The 23143-nt window shown below is 56.9% G+C and carries 17 protein-coding genes; 2 read left to right on the forward strand and 15 right to left on the reverse strand.

Annotated elements, in window-relative coordinates; genetic code table 11:
• Positions 1-22: 22 nt before the first annotated feature.
• The 12 genes from ACR0J2_RS06675 to xylF form a co-directional block, all read right to left on the reverse strand.
• On the reverse strand, positions 23-2662 hold the full coding sequence (locus tag ACR0J2_RS06675; RefSeq protein WP_480812063.1) for a molybdopterin-dependent oxidoreductase: 2640 nt from the start codon (positions 2660-2662) through the stop codon (positions 23-25).
• The gene (gene nirD / locus ACR0J2_RS06680; RefSeq protein WP_170614615.1) at positions 2662-2994 is read right to left on the reverse strand and encodes a nitrite reductase small subunit NirD; all 333 of its coding nucleotides are present in this window, start codon (positions 2992-2994) and stop codon (positions 2662-2664) included. The genes ACR0J2_RS06675 and nirD overlap by 1 nt, the downstream gene beginning before the upstream one ends.
• Positions 2991-5426 carry a nitrite reductase large subunit NirB gene (nirB, locus tag ACR0J2_RS06685; RefSeq protein WP_480812064.1) on the reverse strand — a complete coding sequence of 812 codons (2436 nt, stop codon included), beginning with the start codon at positions 5424-5426 and terminating at the stop codon, positions 2991-2993. Before nirB ends, nirD begins: the two co-directional genes overlap by 4 nt.
• Positions 5427-5430: 4 nt before the next feature.
• Positions 5431-7110 (reverse strand): ABC transporter ATP-binding protein, encoded by a 1680-nt coding sequence (locus tag ACR0J2_RS06690; RefSeq protein WP_480812065.1) that lies wholly within the window; start codon positions 7108-7110, stop codon positions 5431-5433.
• 5 nt (positions 7111-7115) lie between these two features.
• The gene (locus ACR0J2_RS06695; protein ID WP_480812066.1) at positions 7116-8198 is read right to left on the reverse strand and encodes an ABC transporter permease; all 1083 of its coding nucleotides are present in this window, start codon (positions 8196-8198) and stop codon (positions 7116-7118) included.
• Positions 8199-8271: 73 nt separating this feature from the next.
• Positions 8272-9636: a CmpA/NrtA family ABC transporter substrate-binding protein gene (locus tag ACR0J2_RS06700; RefSeq protein WP_480812067.1), complete on the reverse strand. Its 1365-nt coding sequence runs from the start codon at positions 9634-9636 to the stop codon at positions 8272-8274.
• A gap of 292 nt (positions 9637-9928) precedes the next feature.
• Complete coding sequence (locus ACR0J2_RS06705) at positions 9929-11098, reverse strand: ABC transporter substrate-binding protein (protein ID WP_170614610.1); 1170 nt, start codon at positions 11096-11098, stop codon at positions 9929-9931.
• A complete protein-coding gene (locus ACR0J2_RS06710) occupies positions 11095-11679 on the reverse strand; it encodes an ANTAR domain-containing protein (RefSeq protein WP_170614609.1) in 585 nt (194 codons plus the stop codon). The genes ACR0J2_RS06705 and ACR0J2_RS06710 overlap by 4 nt, the downstream gene beginning before the upstream one ends.
• Before the next feature lie 245 nt (positions 11680-11924).
• On the reverse strand, positions 11925-13232 hold the full coding sequence (gene xylA / locus ACR0J2_RS06715; RefSeq protein WP_170816020.1) for a xylose isomerase: 1308 nt from the start codon (positions 13230-13232) through the stop codon (positions 11925-11927).
• Positions 13233-13241: 9 nt separating this feature from the next.
• On the reverse strand, positions 13242-14045 hold the full coding sequence (locus ACR0J2_RS06720; RefSeq protein ID WP_480525431.1) for an ATP-binding cassette domain-containing protein: 804 nt from the start codon (positions 14043-14045) through the stop codon (positions 13242-13244).
• Positions 14045-15343, reverse strand: a complete 1299-nt coding sequence (locus ACR0J2_RS06725; protein ID WP_480812068.1) for a sugar ABC transporter permease — start codon at positions 15341-15343, stop codon at positions 14045-14047. Before ACR0J2_RS06725 ends, ACR0J2_RS06720 begins: the two co-directional genes overlap by 1 nt.
• Positions 15344-15405: 62 nt before the next feature.
• Positions 15406-16389: a D-xylose ABC transporter substrate-binding protein gene (gene xylF / locus ACR0J2_RS06730; protein WP_480812387.1), complete on the reverse strand. Its 984-nt coding sequence runs from the start codon at positions 16387-16389 to the stop codon at positions 15406-15408.
• Positions 16390-16576: 187 nt separating this feature from the next.
• On the opposite strand from xylF, the gene ACR0J2_RS06735 reads away from it, so the two are divergent.
• On the forward strand, positions 16577-17794 hold the full coding sequence (locus tag ACR0J2_RS06735; RefSeq protein ID WP_480812069.1) for an ROK family protein: 1218 nt from the start codon (positions 16577-16579) through the stop codon (positions 17792-17794).
• On the forward strand, positions 17784-19295 hold the full coding sequence (locus ACR0J2_RS06740; protein WP_170680405.1) for a CRTAC1 family protein: 1512 nt from the start codon (positions 17784-17786) through the stop codon (positions 19293-19295). Before ACR0J2_RS06735 ends, ACR0J2_RS06740 begins: the two co-directional genes overlap by 11 nt.
• On the opposite strand, the gene ACR0J2_RS06745 is transcribed toward ACR0J2_RS06740, so the two are convergent.
• Genes ACR0J2_RS06745 through xylB form a run of 3 tightly spaced genes read right to left on the reverse strand, consistent with a single transcriptional unit; the run spans position 19296 to position 23000 of the window.
• The gene (locus tag ACR0J2_RS06745; RefSeq protein WP_480812070.1) at positions 19296-20597 is read right to left on the reverse strand and encodes a cytochrome-c peroxidase; all 1302 of its coding nucleotides are present in this window, start codon (positions 20595-20597) and stop codon (positions 19296-19298) included.
• Entirely contained in the window at positions 20587-21546 is a 960-nt protein-coding gene (locus ACR0J2_RS06750; protein WP_480812071.1) for an aldose epimerase family protein, read from the reverse strand. The genes ACR0J2_RS06745 and ACR0J2_RS06750 overlap by 11 nt, the downstream gene beginning before the upstream one ends.
• Entirely contained in the window at positions 21543-23000 is a 1458-nt protein-coding gene (gene xylB, locus ACR0J2_RS06755) for a xylulokinase (RefSeq protein ID WP_480812072.1), read from the reverse strand. The genes ACR0J2_RS06750 and xylB overlap by 4 nt, the downstream gene beginning before the upstream one ends.
• Positions 23001-23143 lie beyond the last annotated feature (143 nt).

Below are 23143 nucleotides of genomic sequence, written 5' to 3' on the forward strand. Positions count from 1 at the left end.
CTGGACAGCCCCCTACTCCACCTCAGGCCAAGTTCGTCTGGCAAAGCCGTTCCGAATGTTCAACGACCAAATCGGCAAGCTCCGGCCGACACGAACCACAATTCGTTCCAGCTTGAAGGGCGTCTCCGATTTCATCCACATCAATCAGTTTTTCGTCGTGAATTGCGCGGATTATGGCTTTTAGCCCGACGCCGAAACACGAACAAATCATCGGGCCGCAGTCTTCCAGTTCCGCTGATGACCGACCGGACAAAATCTGGTGTGGTGCGACCTCGGGCAAAGCTGCGAGATAGTCTCGCATCAGCGTGACCGGCTCAGAAGATACAAACAGCACCGCCAACAGGCGTTGCCCCTCTGAGAACGCAATTCTGAATGACCCGCGCCTTTGATCTTCTATCAAAGTAGACACGGCATCGGGCAGGCCGAACCATTCTCGGGCAGTACTCTCCCAATCCTCGGCAACATGGTATCCTGCCAGTTCCAGCCTGTAACCTTTGTCCGTCTTTGCAATCGCCCAATACTCCGACTTTGGCGATGGGCCCCCAACAGAGACTGCAAACCCGTACCAGGCAGCATTCATGCGCCGAACAGACACGGCCGTTGCCTTACTCTCCGGTTGTCCCGAGATGGGGTCCGTCACAGTTGGAATCAGCGCATCCACACGGGCCGCCGGGGCCGTTTCCCCCGTCCAGTGAATCGGCGCGAACACTTGGCCGGGCGCGACGGTGTCGGTGATGCGAAGTCGAAATATCCCAGTTCCGACCGAACTATTGATCTCGACCAAATCGGCAGAGCCGAGGTTCAGATGGCGCGCGTCCTCGGGGTTCACTTCCACATAAGGTTCGGCGAGATGAGCCGATAGACGAGGTGACAATCCGGACCGGGTCATCGTGTGCCACTGGTCCCGATTTCGCCCCGTATTCAAAAGAAATGGGTATTGCGTTGATGTTTTCGCAACCGGTGGCTTATGGGAAACGGGCACAAAACGTGCTTTCCTATCAGGATGGAAAAACTGACCGTCACCAAAGAACCGTCCGTCCGTTCCACCAGGTATCACCGGCCATCGCGTCGGGCTTAGTTCATTGTATTCTTCCTCCGTAATATCCGCGAGCTTTGAGACGTCAAAATCCCTGCCAAACGATTTAGCCACTGAAGACAACGCCGCGTATTCCCGAAAAATCTGCGCCGGAGAGTCGTAGCTGAATGGCGTTTTCCACCCCATGCGACGACCGACGTCCGAAAGGATATCCCAGTCTGCACGTGCCTGCCCGGGAGGTGCCAGAACGGCGCGCTGTCTGCTGATTGTGCGATCCGAATTGGTTACGGTGCCACTTTTTTCCACCCAGCCTGTCGCTGGCAACAGCACATCCGCAAGACGTGCCGTATCCGTCCGGACCGTCAGGTCACTGACAACGGTGAAGGGACATTGCTCAAGGGCTTGTCGCACGCTATCCGCATCAGGCATTGAAACCGCAGGATTGCTGTGAATGACCCAAAGCGCCCTGATCTGACCCTCTTTCACGGCACGAAACAGGTCCACTGCCTTAAGCCCCTGTTTTTCACAGATCTTCGGCGCGTTCCAGAAATGTTGAACGGCCGTGCGGTGGCTTTCATTCTCGATATCCAGGTGACAGGCCAGCATGTTGGCCAATCCACCCACCTCTCGGCCACCCATGGCATTGGGCTGACCGGTAACGGAAAACGGGCCCATCCCTTCGCGCCCGATCCGACCCGTCGCCAGATGACAATTGAGGATCGCGTTCACTTTGTCCGTCCCGCTAGAGGATTGGTTCACGCCCTGACTGAAGATGGTGACCACACGCTCGGTCCCGGTCCAAAGATCACAAAATGTCTCGATCTCTTCGGTGGTCAGGCCCGTAACTGTCGGGTCGTCCCGCTGCGCCGTTCTAAGCGCCTCATCAAAGCCGACAGTCTGCTCCAGAAATTCAGGCACGACGTGTCCGCCTTCGTGAATGCTGACCAGCAATCTGTTGAACAAAGCAACATCGCTGCCCGGATGCAAAGCCAGATGAAGGTCGGCCTGATCGCAGCTTGCTGTACGGCGCGGGTCGACAACAACGATCTTTGTCCCACGTGACTGTCGCGCCGCCAGAACGCGCTGGTACAAAACCGGATGACACCAGGCGAGGTTGGACCCGACCAGAACCACCAGGTCGGCCTGATCAATATCCTCGTAGGTACCCGGCACAGTGTCTGACCCAAAGGCGCGTTTGTGGCCAGCCACGGTTGAGGCCATGCACAGCCTGGAATTCGTATCGATATTGGCCGAACCGATGAACCCTTTCATCAGCTTGTTGGCGACATAATAGTCCTCGGTCAGCATCTGCCCTGACACGTAGAACGCGACACTGTCCGGTCCGTAGGCCTCGATAGTGGACAAAAAGCGATCGGCGACCAGTTGCAGTGCTTCGTCCCACGGCACATCCTTTCCAAATGCTTGCGGGGCCAGAAGGCGATGATCCAGCCCGACCGTTTCACCCAATGCCAATCCCTTTGAGCATAAACGCCCATGGTTCGCCGGATGATCCGGATCGCCGCGTACCGCCAAACCGCCGGCGCCATCAGGGCGCAACAGAACACCGCAACCAACACCGCAATAAGCGCAGGTGGACCGGATTTCAGGCAGCCCGGTTCCGTCCATCAGGCCGCACTCCGCCGGGTTGCCGCTTTGTCGTCCAGCAGGATACGACTGCCTTCCAGCCGCACCGGATAGGTGGTGATGCGACCATCATCCGCGCCCTGAGCCTCGCCCGTGTTCAGATCGAAGACCCAATTGTGCAAGGGACAAGTCACCGACTGACCATGCACGATGCCTTCGGACAGCGGGCCGCCCTTATGGGGACAATTATTGGTAGCTGCGAAGACTTCGGCCTCGGCAGTTCGGAAAATCGCTATGCAGCCGATATGAGTTTTTATCAGGCGCGCCCCGCGCAGTGGCACCTCATCGATATGCCCGACGTCGATCCAGCTCATTCCGCGGCCTCCAATGTGAAATCTGCAATCGGCGCGTAGGTTTGCGCCTTGTCCCGCACATGTTCGGCCCAAGGGTCCCTGCGGTAGATGCTTTGAGACAGCTCGAACCTTTCGACCAGAGCCGCGCGGTTTTCCAGATCGTCGACCACATGCCCCCTGATCCAACCCATGCCGACTTTGCCCATCCATTTATACAAACGATCCAAGTACTTGCCGCCTTCCCGATAGGCCTGAGTGACGGCCATCACAACCTCGATTGCTTCGTCTTCGGTTGGCACCTGGCACAGCAATTCGGTCTCTTTCACATCCATGCCGGCAGCTCCGCCGATGCTGATCTGAAACCCAGAGTCCACGCAAACCACGCCGATATCCTTGCAGGTGGCCTCGGCACAGTTGCGCGGGCAGCCCGACACGGCCAGCTTCAGCTTGTGAGGCGTCCACGACCCCCACAGGATTTGCTCAAGCTTGATCCCAAGCCCGGTGCTGTCCTGCGTTCCAAACCGACAATGATCGGTTCCGACACAGGTCTTCACCGTGCGCAAACCCTTGGAATAAGCATGGCCCGAGACCAGACCCGCCTTGTTCAGATCCGACCAGATCGCGGGCAGGTCCTCACCCTTCACGCCCAGAAGGTCGATCCGCTGGCCACCAGTGACCTTGACGGTTGGCACGTCGTATTTATCCGCCGCATCCGCGATGGCGCGCAGTTCTTCTGGTGTGGTAATCCCACCCCACATACGGGGCACCACGCTGAACGTGCCATCCTTTTGGATGTTTGCGTGCTTGCGTTCGTTGACAAACCGGCTTTGCGGGTCGTCCTGATACTCAAGCGGCCAATCGGCCAGCAAGTAATAGTTGATCGCGGGGCGGCAGACATGGCAGCCGTTGGGCGTGTTCCATCCAAGCTCCTGCCAGACGGCAGCCTGGCTTTTCAACTCCTGCCCTTTGATCAGGCGGCGCACATCCTCATGGGTCAGATCCGTGCAGCCGCAGACGGGTTGCGCCGTTGGCATTTGGAAGTCGTCGCCCAACGTGACTTGCAAGACTTGCTCAACCAGCCCCGTGCATGTGCCGCAGGAGGCACTGGCCTTGGTACTAGCGCGCACCGCGCCCAGATCGCCGGCCCCTGCATTGATCGCCTCGACGATGTTGCCCTTGCATACGCCGTTGCAGCCGCAAATCTCCGCCTCAAGCGGCAATGCTGCAACGGCTGAGAGAGGGTCCGCAGTGTCACCCCCCTGATAGGCAGGGCCGAAGATCAGCGTCTCGCGCATCTCTTCGATGCTGGTGCCGTCCTTGATTAGCCCGAAGAACCAGCTGCCATCGGCAGTGTCGCCATACATCACGGCGCCAACCAGACGATCTTCTTCGATCACAAGCCGTTTATAGACCCCGCGCGAGGGATCGCGGAACACAATATCCTCGCGCTCGGGGCCTTCGGCAAAATCGCCTGCGCTGAACAGGTCGCAACCGGTGACCTTCAACTTGGTCGAGAGGGTTTTCTGTGCGAATGCAGCGTCTTCCGCCAGCAACGACTGCGCTGCCACCTTCGCCTGATCATAAAGCGGCGCGACAAGGCCAAAGATTTCTCCGTCATGTTCGACACATTCGCCCACGGCAAAAACGTCCGGGTCCGAGGTCAGCATCTGGTCATCCACATGAATGCCACGCCCGGTGGCCAGACCGGCCTCCTGCGCCAGTGCCGTATTGGGGCGGATTCCAACTGCCATGACCAGCAGATCACAAGGCAACTCGGTCCCGTCATCCAGCAAAAGCGCGCGAACCTTACCGCCTTGCCCAATGATTTCCTTGGAGTTCGCCTGCAGACAGATCTTTATGCCTTTATCCTCAAGCGATTTCTTCAGCAGATAGCCGGCGGCCTCATCCAACTGGCGTTCCATCAGATGGCCCATGATGTGCACCACGGTGACGTCCACTCCGTGGGCGGCCATGCCTGCAGCCGCCTCAAGACCCAGCAAACCGCCACCGATCACAACGACCTTGTTGCCTGGGCCCATACCCATCATCTGCCGGGTGTCTTCCAGATCGCGATAAGCGATCACGCCATCCAGATCATGCCCAGGCAGAGGGATCATGAACGGGTTCGACCCCGTCGCGATCAACAGCTTGTCGTATGGAACATGGCCGTTCGCCCCTTCGACCACCTTCATCCCGCGGTCGATCCTGACCACCTTTTCGCCAAAGCGACAGGTGATCCTTCGCTCGGCGTACCAAGCGTCGTCATGGGTGACGATCTCTTCATAGGTCTTCTCACCCGACAGAACCGGGCTGAGCATGATGCGGTTGTAGTTTCCGCGCGGTTCCGCGTTGAACAGGGTGATATCGAACGCATCTGGTGCAGCATCGGTCAGGTGCTCCAGCACCCGGCCCGAAGCCATGCCTGCGCCTATGACAACTAGTCTTTGTTTCATGGTTTCACTCCGCTGCAATCGCCTTGGGGGCAGGCGATTTCGGCTTGGCGCCGTGTTCGTATTCTTCAAGGAAGTCCAGAACTTCCTGCCGGTAGGCGTAGTAATCAGGGTGTTCCAACAATGCCTTACGGGTCCTGGGGCGCGGCAGGTCGACCTCGGTGATTTTCCCGATGGTCGCTTGCGGACCATTGGTCATCATCACCACGCGATCGGCCAGAAGGATCGCCTCGTCCACATCATGGGTGACGCAGATCGCAGTCACCTTTGTGCGGGACCAGACCTCCATCAGGACTTCCTGCAATTCCCAGCGTGTGAGGCTGTCGAGCATCCCGAAAGGCTCATCCAACAGCAATAGTTTGGGCGACAGAGCAAAGGCGCGGGCGATGCCGACGCGTTGTTTCATGCCGTTCGACAGATCGGAGGCAGACTTGTCCATCGCGTCAGCTAGACCGACACGTTCCAGATAGTATTCGACCACATCTTGCCGCTCGGCCATGCTGGCCTTGGGGTAGACCTTGTCGACGCCAATTGCGACATTTTCCTTGGCGCTAAGCCAGGGGAACAGGTTGGGCGACTGGAACACCACGGCGCGCTCGGGATCGGCCCCTTCGACGTGACGGCCATCCAACTTGATCGCACCCTTCGAGATTTCGTTTAGCCCGGCAGCCATAGTCAGAACCGTGGACTTGCCACAGCCGGAGTGGCCGATCAGTGAGATGAACTCGCCCTTGTCGATCTTCAGATCGAAATTCTCAACCACGGTCAGCGGACCTTTGGGCGTCGGGTAGACCTTGTGCAGTTGCGAGAAATCGAGAAAGCGGTTCTCGATCATTCCTTTCTGTGCCTCGGCAACAGCAGTGGGGACTCCGTGGATTGGCGTGACATCGGGCAGGATGCGCGAACCTTCGACTTTGGCCTCGATACCCACATCCATGAGATACTTGGTGACGTCTGCACGCAGACGTTTGAAGGTCTCGTCGTTGTTCATCGCGCCCCGATCCCGTGGACGCGGGATCGACACGCGGAACTCCTGCCCCAAAGTCCCGTCCGGGTTCAGAGCGATGATCCGGTCGGCCAGGATGATCGCCTCATCCACATCATTGGTGATAAGGACACAGGTCTTTTTGTCGGCTTCCCAGATATGTTCGATCTCATCGGCCAGATTGGCGCGGGTCAGCGCATCCAGCGCCGACAAAGGCTCATCCAGCAGCAGAACTTCGGGGTTCATCGACAGCGCGCGCGCCACGTTAACCCGCTGGCGCATCCCGCCGGACAACTCCGCCGGGCGGCGCGAGGCGGCGTGGCTGAGTCCAACCATCTTGACGTAATCCGCCACTTTCTCGGCTCTCTCGGCCTTGCTTAGGCCAGGAAAGACCGTATCCACCGCCAAACCCACATTGCCGCTGACCGTCAACCACGGCATCAGCGAGTAGTTCTGGAAGATCACGCCACGTTCCGGGCCCGGCCCCTTGATCGGAGTGCCTTTGAACGTGACCTCTCCCTTGGTCGGCATATCAAGGCCGGCCATCAAATTGATCAGGGTCGTCTTGCCGGTACCCGAAAAGCCGAGGATCACCAGAAACTCGCCCTCTTGCACATCCAGATCGATCCCTTTCAGAACAACGGTCCGCGCGGTGCCTTCACCAAAGGATTTCGAGGCGTTCTTGAAGCTCAGAATGCTCATCTCGATCACCGGTTATTCGTAAAGGTAAAGAGGGATTGCAGCGCGTACATCACCCGGTCCAGCAAGAAGCCGATGATGCCGATGGTGAAAACCGCAACCATGATCTTGGCCAGAGAGCTGGACGAGCCATTCTGGAATTCATCCCAGACAAACTTGCCCAGACCGGGGTTCTGCGCCAGCATTTCAGCCGCGATCAAGACCATCCAGCCAACACCAAGCGACAGGCGCAGACCGGTAAAGATCAACGGCAGGGCCGAAGGCAGCACCAGCTTGGTGATCTTGGTATAGGTGTTCATTTTCAGTACCTTGGAGACGTTAACCAGGTCCTTGTCGATAGAGGCTACACCCAGCGAAGTGTTGATCAGCGTTGGCCACAGCGAACACAGGGTCACGGTGATGGCCGAGATCAGGAAGGACTTGGCAAACCACCCGTCATTGGTGACATAAACTGCCGAGACGATCATGGTGACGATCGGCAGCCATGCCAGTGGAGACACGGGTTTGAATATCTGGATCAGCGGGTTCAGCGCAGCGTTTGCTGTTGGCGACAGACCCGCCGCAATGCCAAGCGGGACGGCCACCACCGTTGCGATCAGAAACCCGAAGAACACGGTTTTGATCGAGGTCCAGATCTGCTGGTAGTAGGATGGCGCGCCCGTGTAAGCGACCTGCTTGACCTCTTCCGCGCGGCCCGCTTCGATCAGCTTTTGGTTTCGCTTCTCGACCATCGCCTCGAACTTGGCGCGTTTGGTGGCTTTGGCTTGCGCGTCCTCGTTCAGATTGACCATTTCCGCCCAAACCTGAGCCGGTCCGGGGACCGCACCCAAAGAGGTCTGCACCTTGGGGGCCAAAGTCGCCCACAGCAGCAGAAATGCGCAAATCGACAGAAGGGGGACCACCAGCAACCGCCAGATCTCGGTCATCTGGGCGCGCGGGTTGTCCCCCGCTGCTGCTTTCAGCACCGGGGTGGCCCAACTGAGGCCAAGGACCTGAAACCATTTGTCGGCGGCATTAATACGGGTAAAACGGCGGGCGCGGCGTTCCTCTCGGGCGGCGTCTGCATTCAATTCTGGATCGACCGTTGTCATCTGATGTGTCCTTGCGATGGCGGGGCACTTGTGAGCGTCGCGCCTGACCCAAGCCGGGCGCAGTGTTGCGGGGTTAGCCTTGCACGTCCGAACCGACGATCTTCTGATCGCCCTTCAGACCAATGGACAGACTTTCGAGGTAGGCGTTGGGGGTGCGGCCGTCATAGGCGATGCCGTCAATGATATCCTCGACCGGGGTCGGCGCCTTGTAACCGTCGCTGTTCCAAGGGAAGTCAGCCTCATTGGCCAAGCCCTCGTCGACCAGCAGGCGCGCGGCTTCCAGATAGATCTTGGGTTTGTAGACGGACTTGGCGACCTCGTCATACCAACTGTCCGGTTTTGCGTCGGCGATCTGACCCCATCGGCGCATCTGGGTCAGGTACCAGACAGCGTCCGAGTAGAACGGGTAAGTCGCGTTGTAGCGGAAAAACACGTTGAAATCAGGAACTTCGCGCTTGTCACCCTTCTCGTATTCAAATGTGCCGGTCATCGAGTTCGCGATAACGTCGTAATCCGCGCCGACATATTCTGGACGGCTGAGGATTTCGACGGCCTCGGGGCGGTTGGCGTTATCGTTTTCATCCAACCACATGGCGGCGCGGATCAAGGCCTTGGTCACGGCCAGCGTGGTGTTCGGATACTCCTCCGCAAATTCGGCGGTGATGCCAAAAACTTTTTCGGGGTTGTTCTTCCAGAGCTCATAGTCGGTGATGACCGGAACGCCGATGCCCTTGAACACGGCCTGCTGGTTCCACGGCTCCCCCACGCAGTAACCATAGATCGTACCAGCCTCGAGCGTCGCAGGCATCTGCGGCGGAGGGGTTACGGACAGGAACACATCCGCGCCAATCTGGCCAGTTACGTTCTCGGGGCTGTAGTAGCCGGGGTGCAGACCGCCAGCGGCGAGCCAGTAGCGTAATTCGTAATTGTGCGTCGAAACTGGGAAAACCATGCCCATGTTGAAGGGCTTGCCTTCGGATTTGTACTTCTCTACCACCGGGGCCAGAGCCTCGGCACTGATCGGATGCTGCGGGCGACCATCCTCCATCACCGGGATATTCGGTTTCATCTCTTCCCAGATTTCGTTGGACACGGTGATGCCGTTGCCGTTCAGATCCATCGAAAATGGCGTGATGATATGCGCCTCGGTCCCGTATCCGATGGTCGCAGCCAGTGGCTGCCCCGCCAGCATATGCGCGCCGTCCAGCTGCCCGTCGATCACACCGTCCAACAGCACTTTCCAGTTGGCCTGTGCCTCAAGCGTGACGAACAAACCTTCGTCCAGGAAATATCCCTGCTCATAGGCCACTGCCAACGGTGCCATGTCCGTCAACTTGATAAAACCAAAGGTCAGTTCATCTTTTTCCAGTTCAAGTTCGGCCAGAGCGGGAGAAACAAGCGCGGTAGTTGCCGCAAAGCTCAAGAACAGTTTCTTCATCACATTTCCCTTCGGTTCGGCCCAATCAGGGCGCGTGGCTGCCCGTTTGCCTTCGGGCACAAAAAAAGCCGCCGACACACACCGCCGGGAGGAGTTGGCGGTTGGTCGAGCGGCTTTGCTCTTGATAGATGCCCATGGACATGGGCGCATTCTGTCGGATGGCTCCGTTGCCTGCCGATGGCTTCAGTAAGCCGACAAAACGTGGTCGCGTCATCTGTATTTTGAAGGATGGCTGAAATTTTTCCGCATTGCAGCATTGCGCGATGCTGCAATGCGGAAAAAATGTGCACACCTACTCGGAAGGCTCGAAAATACGTCGATCGAAGAAGACATTCCGAGATAGAATCAGGCTGCCCTTGGCTGATGCAACTGCCATTGGTTCCGGCAAGGCACCTTCCAGTTTCTCGGACGCACCCGGGGTCTCAATTCCTGATCGATGCATCGCTTGACGGTACAAGTCGCTCCGAAAGACCTTGGCTGCTGCATGTTCGGCAGCACCAACTTCAAGGCCGTTTCGCTTCGCCATTTGATGTGCAATCCACTTGGCCTGACTGCGCCACGGAAAAGTTGCCGCGCCTTCAAAAAACTCTACAAACCCCTCAACATGGCGGTGTTCTCCACTTGGAGAGATCGCAAATTCCCCCATCAAGGCGCGATCGACCAGTTCCGGGGACACATTCAGATAGGCTTTGCGCGCCAACATCTCGGACGCCGTAGAACGGCTGTCGGGATTGGACAACCACCGCCCGGCACGCCAAACCGCGCGCATAAGGCTGCCCAGAAGATGTGGTTCGGTCTGGGCCCAATCGTTTCTGACGGCCAGCACCTTTTCCGGCGCGCAATTCCAGATTGCCCGACCGGGCAACAGCAAAGCCCCAAACTGGTCCTCGACAGCAAACGACCCCCAGGGTTCCCCAACGCAGAACGCATCAATCTCTCGTGCAGCAAGCGCCTGCGCCATCAAAGGTGGAGGAACAGTACGGATCTCGACGTTTTTTGAAGCCAGCTCGGTTCCGGCCACCCAATATCGCAGCAACTCGACATGCATTGAAAATGGAAACGGCACCCCGAAGATCAGAGTGTCGTCGGCGGCCTTTGCGAGTGCAGCGCCGGCAGCTTTTGCATCGATGAAGTCGAAACCATATCCCTGATCCACCAACTTCCGGGCCAGTTGTGCGCCAACTCCGACGACATTGCCATTCAGCGACAGAACGGAAACAGCGGATATCGGGGTCGTGATCCCACCCAGCCCAAGTGCTATTGCGACAGGGATCGGAGATAATAAATGTGCAGCATCGACGTGCCCAAAAGCCAACATGTCGCGCAACGAAGACCAGGACGGTGCGGGACGAAGATCCAGCGAGATCCCTTCGGCGTGGTCAAAGCCCATCTCGCGGGCGACAACCAAGGGGGCAGCATCCACCAAAGGCATATAAGCAACCGGGAGCGTCACGGTTCTCATGACAACAACCCCGACGCCGTCACCAGTGCGTCGGCCACTTCGGCCACCCGACGGTTTTGATTCATGGCCGTCTTTCGTAACAGGGCGTAAGCTTCATCTTCCGGCACGCCTCTGGACTTCATTATCAAGCCTTTGGCCTTGTCAATCACCTTGCGCTCTTCCAAGGCGCGGCGCGTTTCCGCCAGTTCCACGCGAATTTGGCGCAGGACCTGGAACCTGGCGATTGCAATATCCATCACTGGCTTGATGCGGTCGGCCTGCAATCCATCCACGACATAAGCCGACACTCCGGCCTCGACCGCTGCCCTTGCCAATCCCCCTGCCGCGCCGGACACGAACATCGCAACCGGGCGCTCCAACGGGCCGGACGCGACCGTCAGTTCCTCCAGCATATCGCGGGACGGATTGTCGATATCAATCAACACAATATCCGGGTCGTGGGTGGCAATCTTGCGCGCCAGGCCCGAAACATTGCCGATCACAAAGACATCTACATCCCCATACGCTTTCAAGGCGTCAACTATAGCGAAAGCGCGGTCGTGGTTCTGCTCGACCACAACGACGGTCAGGTTTTGGCTCATGACTAGTCAACTGAGCTCTGCCCACCTCAACCACAATTGGAAAGTCCTCCACCCCTTCCTTCGGCGGCAGAATTGCTCAATTATTCAGCGATCATTGGCGCTATGCAAAGATACAGGGCAGATTGACTGACATGTCGGCATGTCGAATTGTTCTGCGGATCAATTTGTTGGACAGGTCCCGCAAGCGCTATGGACTGCCAAATGTGTCAATCTCTCAGTACCCGCTTATTGAATGCAGCCCCTGTTCAGACAAACCTGTTTACATAGTTCTCCAGGATTTCCTGATGTCCCGATTGCGGCCTCGGATAAATGTTCTCACGCAAAACGCGCGCAGCAATCTCTTCCAGACCGCTATCCAGCATCGTCGCCGCTGAAGGCGTGTTCCAGCCCGAGTAACGCTTCGACAGCTCAGCTTCCAAACCGCCATCTTCAATCATGGCGGCAGCGGCCTTCAAACCCCGGGCGCAGATATCCATTCCCCCGACATGGGCAGCCACCAGATCTTTTGCATCAATGGACTGGCGTCGGATTTTTGCGTCGAAATTTGTGCCTCCGGTGGTAAAGCCGCCGGCCTTCAATATGTAATAATAAGCCAAGGCTACTTCCGGCGTGTTATTTGGGAACTGGTCAGTGTCCCAACCCGACTGGTAGTCGTTGCGGTTCATATCGATCGAGCCCAGCATTCCCTCGGCTGCGGCCACTGCAATTTCATGCTCAAAGCTGTGCCCTGCAAGGATCGCATGCCCCTGCTCAAGATTTAGTTTCACCTCGTTCTCCAGACCGTATTTCCTGAGGAACCCGATACAGGTTGCCGCGTCATAGTCGTATTGGTGTTTGGACGGCTCCTGTGGTTTGGGTTCTACCAGAATGGTGCCCTTGAACCCGATCTTGTGTTTATACTCCACGACCATATTCAGAAACCGACCCATGTGGTCCAGTTCGGTTTTCATATCCGTGTTCAGCAGGGTCTCGTACCCTTCGCGCCCGCCCCAAAGTACATAGTTTTCACCACCGAGTTTGTGGGTCGCGTCCAGGCAGGATTTCACCGTTGCCGCCGCAAAGGCAAAAACGTCGGGGTCAGGATTGGTGCTGGCGCCGGCCATCCAGCGGCGATGGCTGAACATATTGGCCGTGCCCCAAAGCAGTTTCGTCCCGGACACCTGCATCTTTTCGCCAATGTAATCCGTGATTTCTTCCAGAGTTCTCAGGTTGTCGGCAAAATTTCCCTGTTCGGGCCGGATGTCGGCGTCGTGCCAGCAGAAGTAGGGCTGGCCAAGAACTTCGAACATTTCGAAAGCAATATCTGCCTTCAAACGAGCCCGCCCCATATCATCCTGAGGATGCCACGGGCGTTCAAAGGTAGGACCACCGAAGGGGTCTCCGCCCTCCCACGCGAATGAGTGCCACCAGGCGACTGCAAACCGCAGATGATCTTCCATGCGTTTGCCCATGACCATCTCGTCCGGATCATAGTGCCGGAAGGCCAGCGGGTTTGTGCTGTCCACGCCTTCAAACCGGATCCGCTCGATCCCTTCAAAAAATCCGCTTGGCATTTCTGCCCCCTACTCTGCTTTTTGTTCTGGCTTCTTGCCGAGAATGATCATCGACAGAAGGTCATCATCGGTGACTTCTGCGATATCGACCGTTCCAACCAATTTCCCATTCTTCATGACCGAAGCGCGATCACACAGCTCCATAACGGCATGAACATCGTGATCGATCAGGAAGATACCGATACCTTGCGCCTTTAGCTGGTGGATCAGATCCGCAACCATCTGCGTTTCATGCGGCCCAAGAGCCGCTGTTGGCTCGTCCATAATCAGAATACGTGCGTTGAAGTAGACGGCCCGGGCAATTGCCACGGATTGTCTTTGCCCCCCCGACAACGCGGAAACCGGGTCATTGAACTTCTGAAAATTGGGGTTCAGCTGCGCCATGATCTTGCGGCACTCGGCCTCCATGGCTGCATCGTTGACCAACCCGAAAGGCGTCGTCATCTCGCGCCCCAGGAAAAGGTTCGACGTTGCATCCAGATTGTCGGCCAAGGCGAGCGTTTGGTAGATCGTTTCGATGTTGTTCGCGCGGGCATCACGGGGGTTTCCGATCTCGACACGTTTGCCGTCGATCAAAATTTCGCCCTGATCCATTTGATAGGCACCGGACAGAACCTTGATCAACGTGGATTTCCCGGCCCCGTTATGTCCGAGCAAACCAACCACCTCACCGGGGTAGAGATCGACTGACACATGGTCGACGGCCTTGATCCCGCCGAAGGAGATCGAGATATCGCGCATCTCGACCAATGGGGGCGCGCCAGATCCGCGGCCAGCATTGGTTGGTGTTTTCTGCGTGTCCTGAGCTTGCATCACTTTGCCCCCAGTCGCTTGCGGTAGACGATGTCGATATAGACGGCCAGTACAAGAACGCTGCCGACCACGATGTTCTGAAACGGTGCATCGACGCCAACCATGGCCATGCCAGATTGCAGCGCTTGCATGATCAATGCGCCAAGGATCGCGCCGTATATGGTGCCGATGCCACCGGACAACGCGGTTCCACCGATGACAGCAGCGGCAATGACCCTCAGTTCATCCAGCGTGCCAATGTCGTTCGAATGGTTTGCAAGGCGCGCCGAGGCGACCACGGCCGAAACAGCGCACAGAAAGCCCATCAGTGCAAATATCTTCACGGTCAGCAGGCGTGTATTGATGCCCGAAAGCTCTGCCGCATCCGGGTTGCCACCAGTGGCAAAGATGTAGCGCCCGAACCGGGTTTTTCGCGCCACGACGGTCAGCGTAACCGCCACGATGATCAGGATGAGGACAGAAATCGGTATGCCGTATCCGACGACCAGCCCTTCGGGCATCGTCTCTCCGCGCGCTTCGAACATGCGCTGCAATCGGCGCGTCGGAATGGCGTAGCTGTTGACGATGTAGACATAGCCAAGGATGGAAATTGCGATTATTCCGGCCAGGGTGGCCTCGGCCCAAACGGGCTTAACGGGGAAGCCATGCGCGGCTTTTGCGCGACGGCCGCTCCACAAGGCCCAGATGGCGATCCCGGTGGCAAACAAGCCAAACAGCCAGCTTGTCGTTGCCCCCAAGGTTCCGTTGGTTCCGCCAAACATCAGGAACGTACTATCCAGAGGGCCAATGGTCTGGCCGCTGGTCAAGTACCACGCCACATTTCTCCAGACCAGAAACCCGCCTAGAGTGACGATGAAGGCCGGTATCGTCAGGTACCCGACCATCCAGCCGTGAAAAGCACCGATTAATGTGCCGACAAACAACCCCACGACTATGGTAATCGCCCAGGTTGCCGGGTTGTTCAAACCCATCCCGAGGATCTGTGGCAAAAGTTCGGTTTGCGTCATTGCCATCACGGCCGAAGTCGTTGCCAGCAACGCGCCGACCGACAGATCAATGTGACGCGTGACGATTATGAACACCATCCCGCAGGCCATGATTGCCACCGAAACCGTCTGAATTGACAGGTTGAACAGGTTGCGAGGTGTCAGGAACCGCCCATCGGTGACGATGTTGAACCCGATGCACAGGATGACAAACGCGCCGATCATTCCCAAAAGCCGCATATCCAGTTCCAATTGCTGGAACAGGCTGGGTTTCGCTTTTTCAGGTACCGGCTGAGACGAAGTTTCGGTCATTTCCGATCTTTCATAGTCAGCAATAGTCCCCGGCCCCCCAAAAGGGCCAGGGACTTTAGGTTTTAGTTACAGGGGGCCGGGCCGTTTTCGACGCCCTGGCACAAGTCTTCCAGCGGAATCCATCCGGCTTCCACCACGACAGTCAGGTTGTCTTTGGTGATCGGTACCGGCGCCAGGAAGACAGAGTTCATCGCAGTGCCACCTGGCGAAGTCCAGCTAACTGCGCCTTCAACATCTGCAGGACTTGTGCCACCGCTCAGCGCCAATGCGATTTCACCAGCCGCTTTGCCCAATTCACGGGCATCTTTCCAAACCGAAACGGTTTGAGTGCCCAGTGCAACCCGGTTCAGCGCTGCGTGGTCGCCATCCTGACCCGACACCGGAATGCCTTCCATGCCCTGTGCCGTCAGGGCCGCAACAACACCGCCTGCAGTTCCGTCATTCGAAGCGACAACCGCATCCACGTTGTTTTCATTTGCGGTCAGGATCTGCTCCATGTTCCGCTGTGCATTCGCAGGAAGCCAGCCATCCGTATAGGCCTCGCCGACGATCACGATATCGCCACTGTCAACGGCCGCTCCGATGATTTCTTGCTGTCCGCCCCGCAGGAAGTCAGCGTTCGGGTCGGTCGGCGAACCTTTGATCATGACGTAGTTGCCCTTGGGCATGGCCGCAAAAACGGCCCGGGCCTGCATTCTGCCAACCTCGACGTTGTCAAAGGTCAGATAAAACGCACGGTCGTCCTCGATAAGGCGGTCATAAGCAATGACCGGGATGCCTTCGTCAGCTGCCGCCTGAACCGCCGGTCCGATAGCCTGTGCATCCTGCGCCAGAATGATAAGGGCGTCGACACCCTGGGCGATCAGGCTTTCGATATCCGAAAGCTGCTTTGCGGAAGACGATTGCGCATCTGCCGAAATGTACTCGGCGCCCCCTGCTTCCAGCGCCGATTTGATGGCCGCTTCGTCCGTCTTCCAACGCTCTTCCTGAAAGTTGGACCAGCTTACACCGACCACCGGCTCTGCGAATGCAACCGTGGCCAGCATAGTGGCCGCAGCTGAAAAGCTGAGAATTCGTTTCATGATTTCCTCCCATATGCCGAGCCATCGCTTCTCGATTCGCGGCTCTCACAATTTTGAATAGCATATTTATTTCAGCCGGTAAAATATTTACTCTATTAGACGAACTGAAATTCAAATAAGTTGAGCCAACGGTGAGATTCGCGAGGACAAGATGCTGAAAAGCAAAGCCTCTCCGGTTTCTTTGGAACAAAGAAATGCAACCCGGCTGCGGGTGTTGGAGCACATCAGAACAAAAGGATCCGTCTCTCGGATCGATATCGCTTCGGCCCTGCAAACCAGCCCTGCGACGGTAACGGCGGCGACGGCAGATCTCATCTCGGCCGGATTGATCAAAGAAACCCAAAGCGAAGCGCAGCTCAAATCCGGGAAAAGAGGCAGGCCAAGGGTTTTGCTGCAATTGGACGGCCAATCTTACCTTGTCGCAGGGCTCAAGGTCGCGCGTCAGGTGATCTCGGTCATTCTGGTGGACTTCCAAGGCAATGAGGTGGCTTCACACAAGTATGCGCTGGAATCCGCCAGAATGTCGTCGACGGATTTTGTACTGGCGATCCGCGAGGCTCTCGAGGCGACTTGCGGAAAGATTGATGCCTCTGTTCGCGACCTTGCTGGCGTCTCAATCGGGGTGGCTGGTCTCGTTGATGCCAGGGGAAATTTCGTGCACTGGTCATCTTCGATTGCCGAACGAAACATCGATTTCAATCGCCTGCTGTCAAAAGAGCTGTCCTGCCCTGCTTTCGTGGATAACGACGCTAACCTTGTCGCGAAGGCCGAACAGTTGTTCGGACTTGGCAAGGGGCTGAGCAACTTCCTTGTTGTCACGATCGAACATGGGGTCGGTCTGGGTATCGTACTGGACGGAAAGCTATATCGAGGAGAGCGCGGCTGCGGAGCTGAGTTCGGGCACACCAAGGTACAGCTTGACGGCGCATTGTGCCAATGCGGTCAACGTGGATGTCTGGAAGCCTATGTCGGAGATTATGCCCTGATCCGTGAAATGACGGTCACAGGTCATTCCAATGAAATGCAGGCTGTTTCCGACATTCATGATCTGGCCGACTCTGGAGATGAAAGAGCGTCTTCCGTGTTGGCCCGTGCCGGTCAGATGTTTGGCCTTGGGGTTTCCAATCTGATCAACCTTTTTGACCCAGAATGCATTATCGTCTCGGGCACGCAAAAAAGCTTTGAGCATCTGTGTTCAAGCGAGGTTATGACCCGCATCCGAAACGGCGTCGTGAATGTCGATGCGCCGTTGCCGGACATCAAAGTTCACCATTGGGGCGATTTGATGTGGGCCAAAGGCGCCGCAGCATACGGAATCGAACAGATTTCGATCCTAAAGGTCAAGGAACTCTCGGCAAATGCGTCCTGAGTTTGCTGCCCTCGTGGTTCTTGCCACCACTGCAAATGCCGGGCCGAACGTGCCCGAGTTCGTTGGCATCGAGGTGCCGGAACATATTTACGATGGCGGCTGGGAGCATTTTGTCGGCGGCGGTGTCGCCGTGTTCGATTGCAACGGAGATTCTTTGCCCGAACTGTTCGTGGCCGGCGGATCGAACCGGTCGCAACTGTTCCACAACACCTCGCAGGGCACGATTTCTTTTAAGGTCGAGACGCCTGATGAATTGTCCCTGACCGGCGTAACCGGCGCGTACCCGCTGGACATAGACAGCGACGGTCTGATGGATCTGGCGGTTTTGCGTGTTGGTCCGGACCTTCTTCTCAAAGGCCGCCCAAATTGTCGGTTCGGCCCTTTTGATAACCTTGGCTTCTTGTCGGAAGACCACTGGACCACAGGTTTTTCAGCCACTTGGGAAGATGGGCAGTCCTTGCCGACGCTGGCATTCGGGACTTATGTTGATCGGTTCGATCCCGACGGCCCTTTTGAAACTTGCGGACCTACCCTCCTCTACCGCCCCCATGGCAGCGGCTACCAGCAGCCGCTGCACCTTGAACCCGGCCACTGTTCGCTTTCAATTTTGTTTTCCGACTGGGCCCGGACCGGACGCGCGGACCTTCGCGTCAGCAATGACCGCCATTACTACGTCAGGGGTGGACAAGAGCAATTGTGGGCCATGGAAGCCGACCCGCGGTTGTATGATCTGGATGAAGGCTGGTTACCTTATTCGATCTGGGGAATGGGGATCGCATCAAGGGATCTGACCGGCGACGGCTTTCCCGAAGTTTATCTGACGTCCATGGGCGATCAGAAGCTTCAGGTTTTCGACCCAAGCGCCAACGGCCCGACCTGGCGCGATGCGACCTACGAAAAGGGAACAACAGCCCATAGACCGCATAGTGGCGGTGACGGAAGACCGTCGACCGGGTGGCACGCTCAATTTGGCGACGTCAACAACGATGGTAAGGACGACATCTTCGTTGCGAAAGGCAATGTCGAGCAAATGCCCGACGCCGCGCTGAACGATCCCAACAACCTGCTCATGCAAACCCCGGAAGGTCAGTTCGTCGAAGCCTCAGTCGATGCCGGGGTGGCGTCGATGGCAAAGTCTCGCGGTGCGGCCATGGCAGATCTGAACAATGACGGAAGATTGGATCTGGTGGTCGTCAACCGTGGTTCGACACTCGAAGTCAGCCAGAACATCTCGCAGGGTGGCAATTGGCTGTTGGTTGATCTTACTCAGGACCAATCTAATCGAGCCGCGATAGGAGGGTTTGTCGAACTCAGAACCTCGCAAGGTGTTCAGACCCGCGAAATAACAGTTGGCGGCGGTCATGCCGGAGGCATAGCCGGGTTCCATCATTTTGGCCTGGGGAATGAGGACCGCGCACAGATTCGTGTGATCTGGCCGGATGGAAAGAAAAGCAAGTGGCTGGAAACCCACGCCAACCAGATCTTCCGAATTCGGCGTTAGTTACTTGTCAATGGGCAGGCCGCTGGGGACCTGATCGGGCACACCGAGCCGCTCCGCCGGATGTTCAAGGCTTGCCAGAAAGCTCAGCAGCGCCTCAATCTCTTGATCTGTCAGGGTGATTTTCGGCAAGCTGGTACTTTCGGCAATCGCATCCACATTTTTCTGGTCCAGCATTGGATTTTGATCTTCGGAACCCGGGAAGTCTGGCAACCGGGCCATTTCAATCGAGTAGTTTTTCAATGACGTCACCGGATCCAGATGGTGGCGCACCATGTCCTCAAGACGGGCAAAAGCTCCGTTATGTCCATACGGAGCAGTCAGCGTCACGTTACGCAGTGAGGGTGTTCGAAAAGCGAATGTATCCTCCGCGCGACCAGTCACGCGGAGACGCCCGTCGTCCCGATTGTGGCTCTCAAACCACGCCGCTTTTCCGGGGCCGATTTGCGGCATCGCGATTGAATGAAACTGGTGATCCGTCTGGAACCAGCCCGAGTGGCAGTTGCTGCACTCAGCCTTGCCGTAGAAAAGGCTCATGCCGAATGTGGCCTTTTCCGACAACTCACCTTCACCTCTCATCGCGCGATCGAACGGGCTGTTATCCGCGCGCCACTCGAACGCGATGAAATCCGCGATTGCGTTGGCAATATCCGTGAATGTGATCTCTTTGCCCGGCGTGATCTCATCGAACCTTTGCCGGTACTCCGGAACAGCCGCGACACGGGCTGCAATCAGATCCCATGCGCCGCCTGGTTGTGTCAAAAACCCAAGTCGCACCGCTTTGCTGACGTCATTCTCGGAATAATGACCACCCATTTCGTCCGCCGACAAAACTGGAAACATGGCTTGTGCCGCCAGTGCCGACTGGAAGCCGGGCCTCATATGCGTTCCCAGCGGCGTCCTGATGCCATTGACTTGGCTCGGGTCCGTCTCAAGCCGCCCGTCATGAAAGAACGTCGTGAACTCAATGGCTCCGAGGTTCCAAAGACCTGGCGAGTTTCGCGGAATTCGTTGTTCGGGCGTGTTCAGGGGATCCAGCGTGCGATCCGTACCCAGCCCTATTCCCCCTTCCCCGATGCCAAGGGAAAGACCATCTGACGTACCCAGCCTGGGATGATGACAGGTCGCGCAACTGATGTTCTTGTTGCCCGACAAGATCGGGTCGTAGAACAGAAACCGCCCCAACTCGACGCTGTCGAAATCAGGATCAAGGAACTCCGGCCTCGGCCCAAGCTCTTGAGCACTTATGCCACCGGCGCCCCAAATGGACAGGCTGAAAACTGTGATTAACGACTTAGCCCTCATGCCAACCCTCAGAGATCTCTAAGGCAAGCACCTGACGGTACGGGTTCTCAGGTGTACAGATAATCGACGGAAACGACGGGATATTTGGGGCGTTGGGGTATCCCGATGGCTCAATACAGAGACCGGACGAACCACGAAACGGTTTTGCCATCTTCGCCCCTGAATACACCTGCGCTCCAGGCTGGTCAGAATAGACTGTCAAAGCAAGACCAGAAGGTGCCGAAAATACCGCTACCGGAGCCTTTGGATCACGGTTTTGGTCGAAGCAAAAGTAGTGATCGATCCCTGCAGAAATACTTCCAATCGATTTTGACTCTTCAAAGTCCAACTCGTTTTCCGTGGTTGAACAGACCCGACCGGAAGGAATTCCTTGATGGTCGATTTCCAGATACCGGTTTGAGGCAAGTTTCAACCTGTGCGCGTCGACCCCGTATGAGCTTCCCAAGGTGTAGTAGTTGTGTTGCGTCAGACTGATGGGCGTAGGCCGGTCCGGATTGGCTGTGAACGAATAAATCAATCGCGGAAGCTGCAGCGAGATCCGGACTTCGAACCTAACCTCCCCCGGAAAGCCGCTTTCCCCGTCGCGTGAAAGATAGCTCAGCAAGACCTCGTTTGGCGCCAACTTCTTGAGATCCCAGAATTGACTGGAAAGTCCCTTCTCTCCACCATGAAGGGTGTTTTCACTTTCATTGGCGCTCAGTTCGAAACCAGTGCCTTCCAGATCAAAGCGCGCACCGCCAATCCGGTTCGCGACGCGTCCGACAATTGCACCCGTATAACTTGTATCTTTGAAGTACGCGGACAGGTCATTGAACCCCAGAATGAGCGGCCTGTCCTTGTACAACCACTCTTGCGTGATTGCGCCGTAATTCAGGACCGAGGCCCGCATTTCCCCATCCGTCAACACAGCTGTTTCGACCCGAGAGAGCTTTTCCGTGTCCGGTGTCATCTTGCCGCCAACGGCGCGAGCGCCTTGTAGTATTGCCGGTATCGCCCGTATTCGCTTTCATAAAGGTCGATCAGGTCACTACGCGGCTCTATAGTTTCCTCGATCTCCGGCGGCGTCATGACATCTGCCGGATTTGTGTTGTTGGCAGCACAGATGGCAAGGCGCGCGGCGCCCATGGCCGCTCCGAATTCGCTGCCTTTGGGCACGTCCAGCGGCACCTGCAAAACGGTGGCGAGTGTTTCCAACCAAAACCTCGACCGCGCGCCCCCTCCTACGGCCATCAGGCTGTTTGGTTCTGTTCCCGTACTTTTCAGGGCTTCAAGGCAATCTCTCATCGCAAATGCAACACCCTCCATCACCGCCCGGGTCAGATCGACAGGTTCGGATGCCACGTCCACGCCCAGAAATGCGCCCCGGATCTTGCTGTCGTTGTGCGGGGTTCGTTCGCCGGACAGGAAGGGAAGGAACGTAACCGACGAAGGCCCAGTCACCCCGTCAGGCAACGCCGCAACCAGTTCTTCCACTGGTTTACCGAGGTTCCGTGACAGCCAGTTCATGCTGTTTGTGGCCGACAGGATAACCCCCATTTGTATCCACTTGTCCGGGATAGCATGGCAAAAGCAGTGCACAGCAGTTTCAGGTGCGGGCGCATAGGTATCCCTGGCAACAAGCAAAACGCCGGAGGTTCCCAGTGAGACAAAGCCTGCACCGTCCCGAATGCTGCCGATACCGCAGGCTGATGCGGCGTTGTCCCCTGCTCCTCCGGCTACGACAACACGCCCGGAAAGCCCCCACTCTTGCCGCAACTCGGCTTTCAACTCTCCACCAGGCTCACTGCCTTCAACCAAGCAAGGCATTTGGTCCGTGCGCATGTGGCAAGCGGCCAGCGCGGTTTCCGACCATTGCCGAGCGCCAACATCCAACCAGGAGGTCCCCGCACTGTCTGACACATCCGAGACATATTCGCCCGTCAGCCAGAATCGCAAATAGTCTTTTGGCAGCAGAACTTTAGCGGTCTTTGCGAATACCTCCGGCTCATGTGAGCGCACCCATTCCAATTTTGGCGCTGTGAACCCCGGGAACACGATATTCCCTGATATGGCGCGCATCTGCGGTGTCTGATCCAACATCCTCGCCTCATCAGCGGACCGTGTGTCGTTCCAAAGAATACATGGTCGCAAAACATTGCCGGCTTTATCCAGAAGGGTGGCACCGTGCATATGTCCGCTAAGACCGATACCCAGCAGTATTGCGAAGGCACTTTCGTTGCTGACGCGGATTTGCCTGACAACTTCTTGGCACGCATCAATCCAATCTGATGGGTTCTGTTCGGACCATCCAGACTTTGGCGTCGAAGTTGAAACGCTGACCTCGGCGCTGCTTACGACCAAACCGTTTTCATCTACCAAAATCCCTCTGAGACCAGATGTTCCCAAATCCAACCCAAGGTACATTCGACGCAAATCCCCATTTTTATTTTAGTTGATAAAATTAATTGAACCCGAGATCTTGTCAAGGCGCTGATCAAACCACTCCGTGTGGGGCGCGACATGAAGTCCCTTCTATCCCGCAGTTCCGCAAAAGAGGTGGTGCAGTA

This window comes from Ruegeria sp. CG4, from assembly GCF_056537185.1.

What these genes read in the sequence shown, in the direction of transcription:
- ACR0J2_RS06705 (WP_170614610.1), bottom strand. Translation starts at nt 11,098, where the DNA reads ATGAGAACCGTGACGCTCCCGGTTGCTTATATGCCTTTGGTGGATGCT.
- ACR0J2_RS06735 (WP_480812069.1), top strand. Translation starts at nt 16,577, where the DNA reads ATGCTGAAAAGCAAAGCCTCTCCGGTTTCTTTGGAACAAAGAAATGCA.
- ACR0J2_RS06710 (WP_170614609.1), bottom strand. Translation starts at nt 11,679, where the DNA reads ATGAGCCAAAACCTGACCGTCGTTGTGGTCGAGCAGAACCACGACCGC.
- xylB (WP_480812072.1), bottom strand. Translation starts at nt 23,000, where the DNA reads ATGTACCTTGGGTTGGATTTGGGAACATCTGGTCTCAGAGGGATTTTG.
- ACR0J2_RS06745 (WP_480812070.1), bottom strand. Translation starts at nt 20,597, where the DNA reads ATGAGGGCTAAGTCGTTAATCACAGTTTTCAGCCTGTCCATTTGGGGC.
- nirB (WP_480812064.1), bottom strand. Translation starts at nt 5,426, where the DNA reads ATGAAACAAAGACTAGTTGTCATAGGCGCAGGCATGGCTTCGGGCCGG.
- ACR0J2_RS06700 (WP_480812067.1), bottom strand. Translation starts at nt 9,636, where the DNA reads ATGAAGAAACTGTTCTTGAGCTTTGCGGCAACTACCGCGCTTGTTTCT.
- ACR0J2_RS06695 (WP_480812066.1), bottom strand. Translation starts at nt 8,198, where the DNA reads ATGACAACGGTCGATCCAGAATTGAATGCAGACGCCGCCCGAGAGGAA.
- ACR0J2_RS06675 (WP_480812063.1), bottom strand. Translation starts at nt 2,662, where the DNA reads ATGGACGGAACCGGGCTGCCTGAAATCCGGTCCACCTGCGCTTATTGC.
- xylA (WP_170816020.1), bottom strand. Translation starts at nt 13,232, where the DNA reads ATGCCAAGCGGATTTTTTGAAGGGATCGAGCGGATCCGGTTTGAAGGC.
- xylF (WP_480812387.1), bottom strand. Translation starts at nt 16,389, where the DNA reads ATGCTGGCCACGGTTGCATTCGCAGAGCCGGTGGTCGGTGTAAGCTGG.
- ACR0J2_RS06690 (WP_480812065.1), bottom strand. Translation starts at nt 7,110, where the DNA reads ATGAGCATTCTGAGCTTCAAGAACGCCTCGAAATCCTTTGGTGAAGGC.
- ACR0J2_RS06725 (WP_480812068.1), bottom strand. Translation starts at nt 15,343, where the DNA reads ATGACCGAAACTTCGTCTCAGCCGGTACCTGAAAAAGCGAAACCCAGC.
- ACR0J2_RS06720 (WP_480525431.1), bottom strand. Translation starts at nt 14,045, where the DNA reads ATGCAAGCTCAGGACACGCAGAAAACACCAACCAATGCTGGCCGCGGA.
- nirD (WP_170614615.1), bottom strand. Translation starts at nt 2,994, where the DNA reads ATGAGCTGGATCGACGTCGGGCATATCGATGAGGTGCCACTGCGCGGG.
- ACR0J2_RS06750 (WP_480812071.1), bottom strand. Translation starts at nt 21,546, where the DNA reads ATGACACCGGACACGGAAAAGCTCTCTCGGGTCGAAACAGCTGTGTTG.
- ACR0J2_RS06740 (WP_170680405.1), top strand. Translation starts at nt 17,784, where the DNA reads ATGCGTCCTGAGTTTGCTGCCCTCGTGGTTCTTGCCACCACTGCAAAT.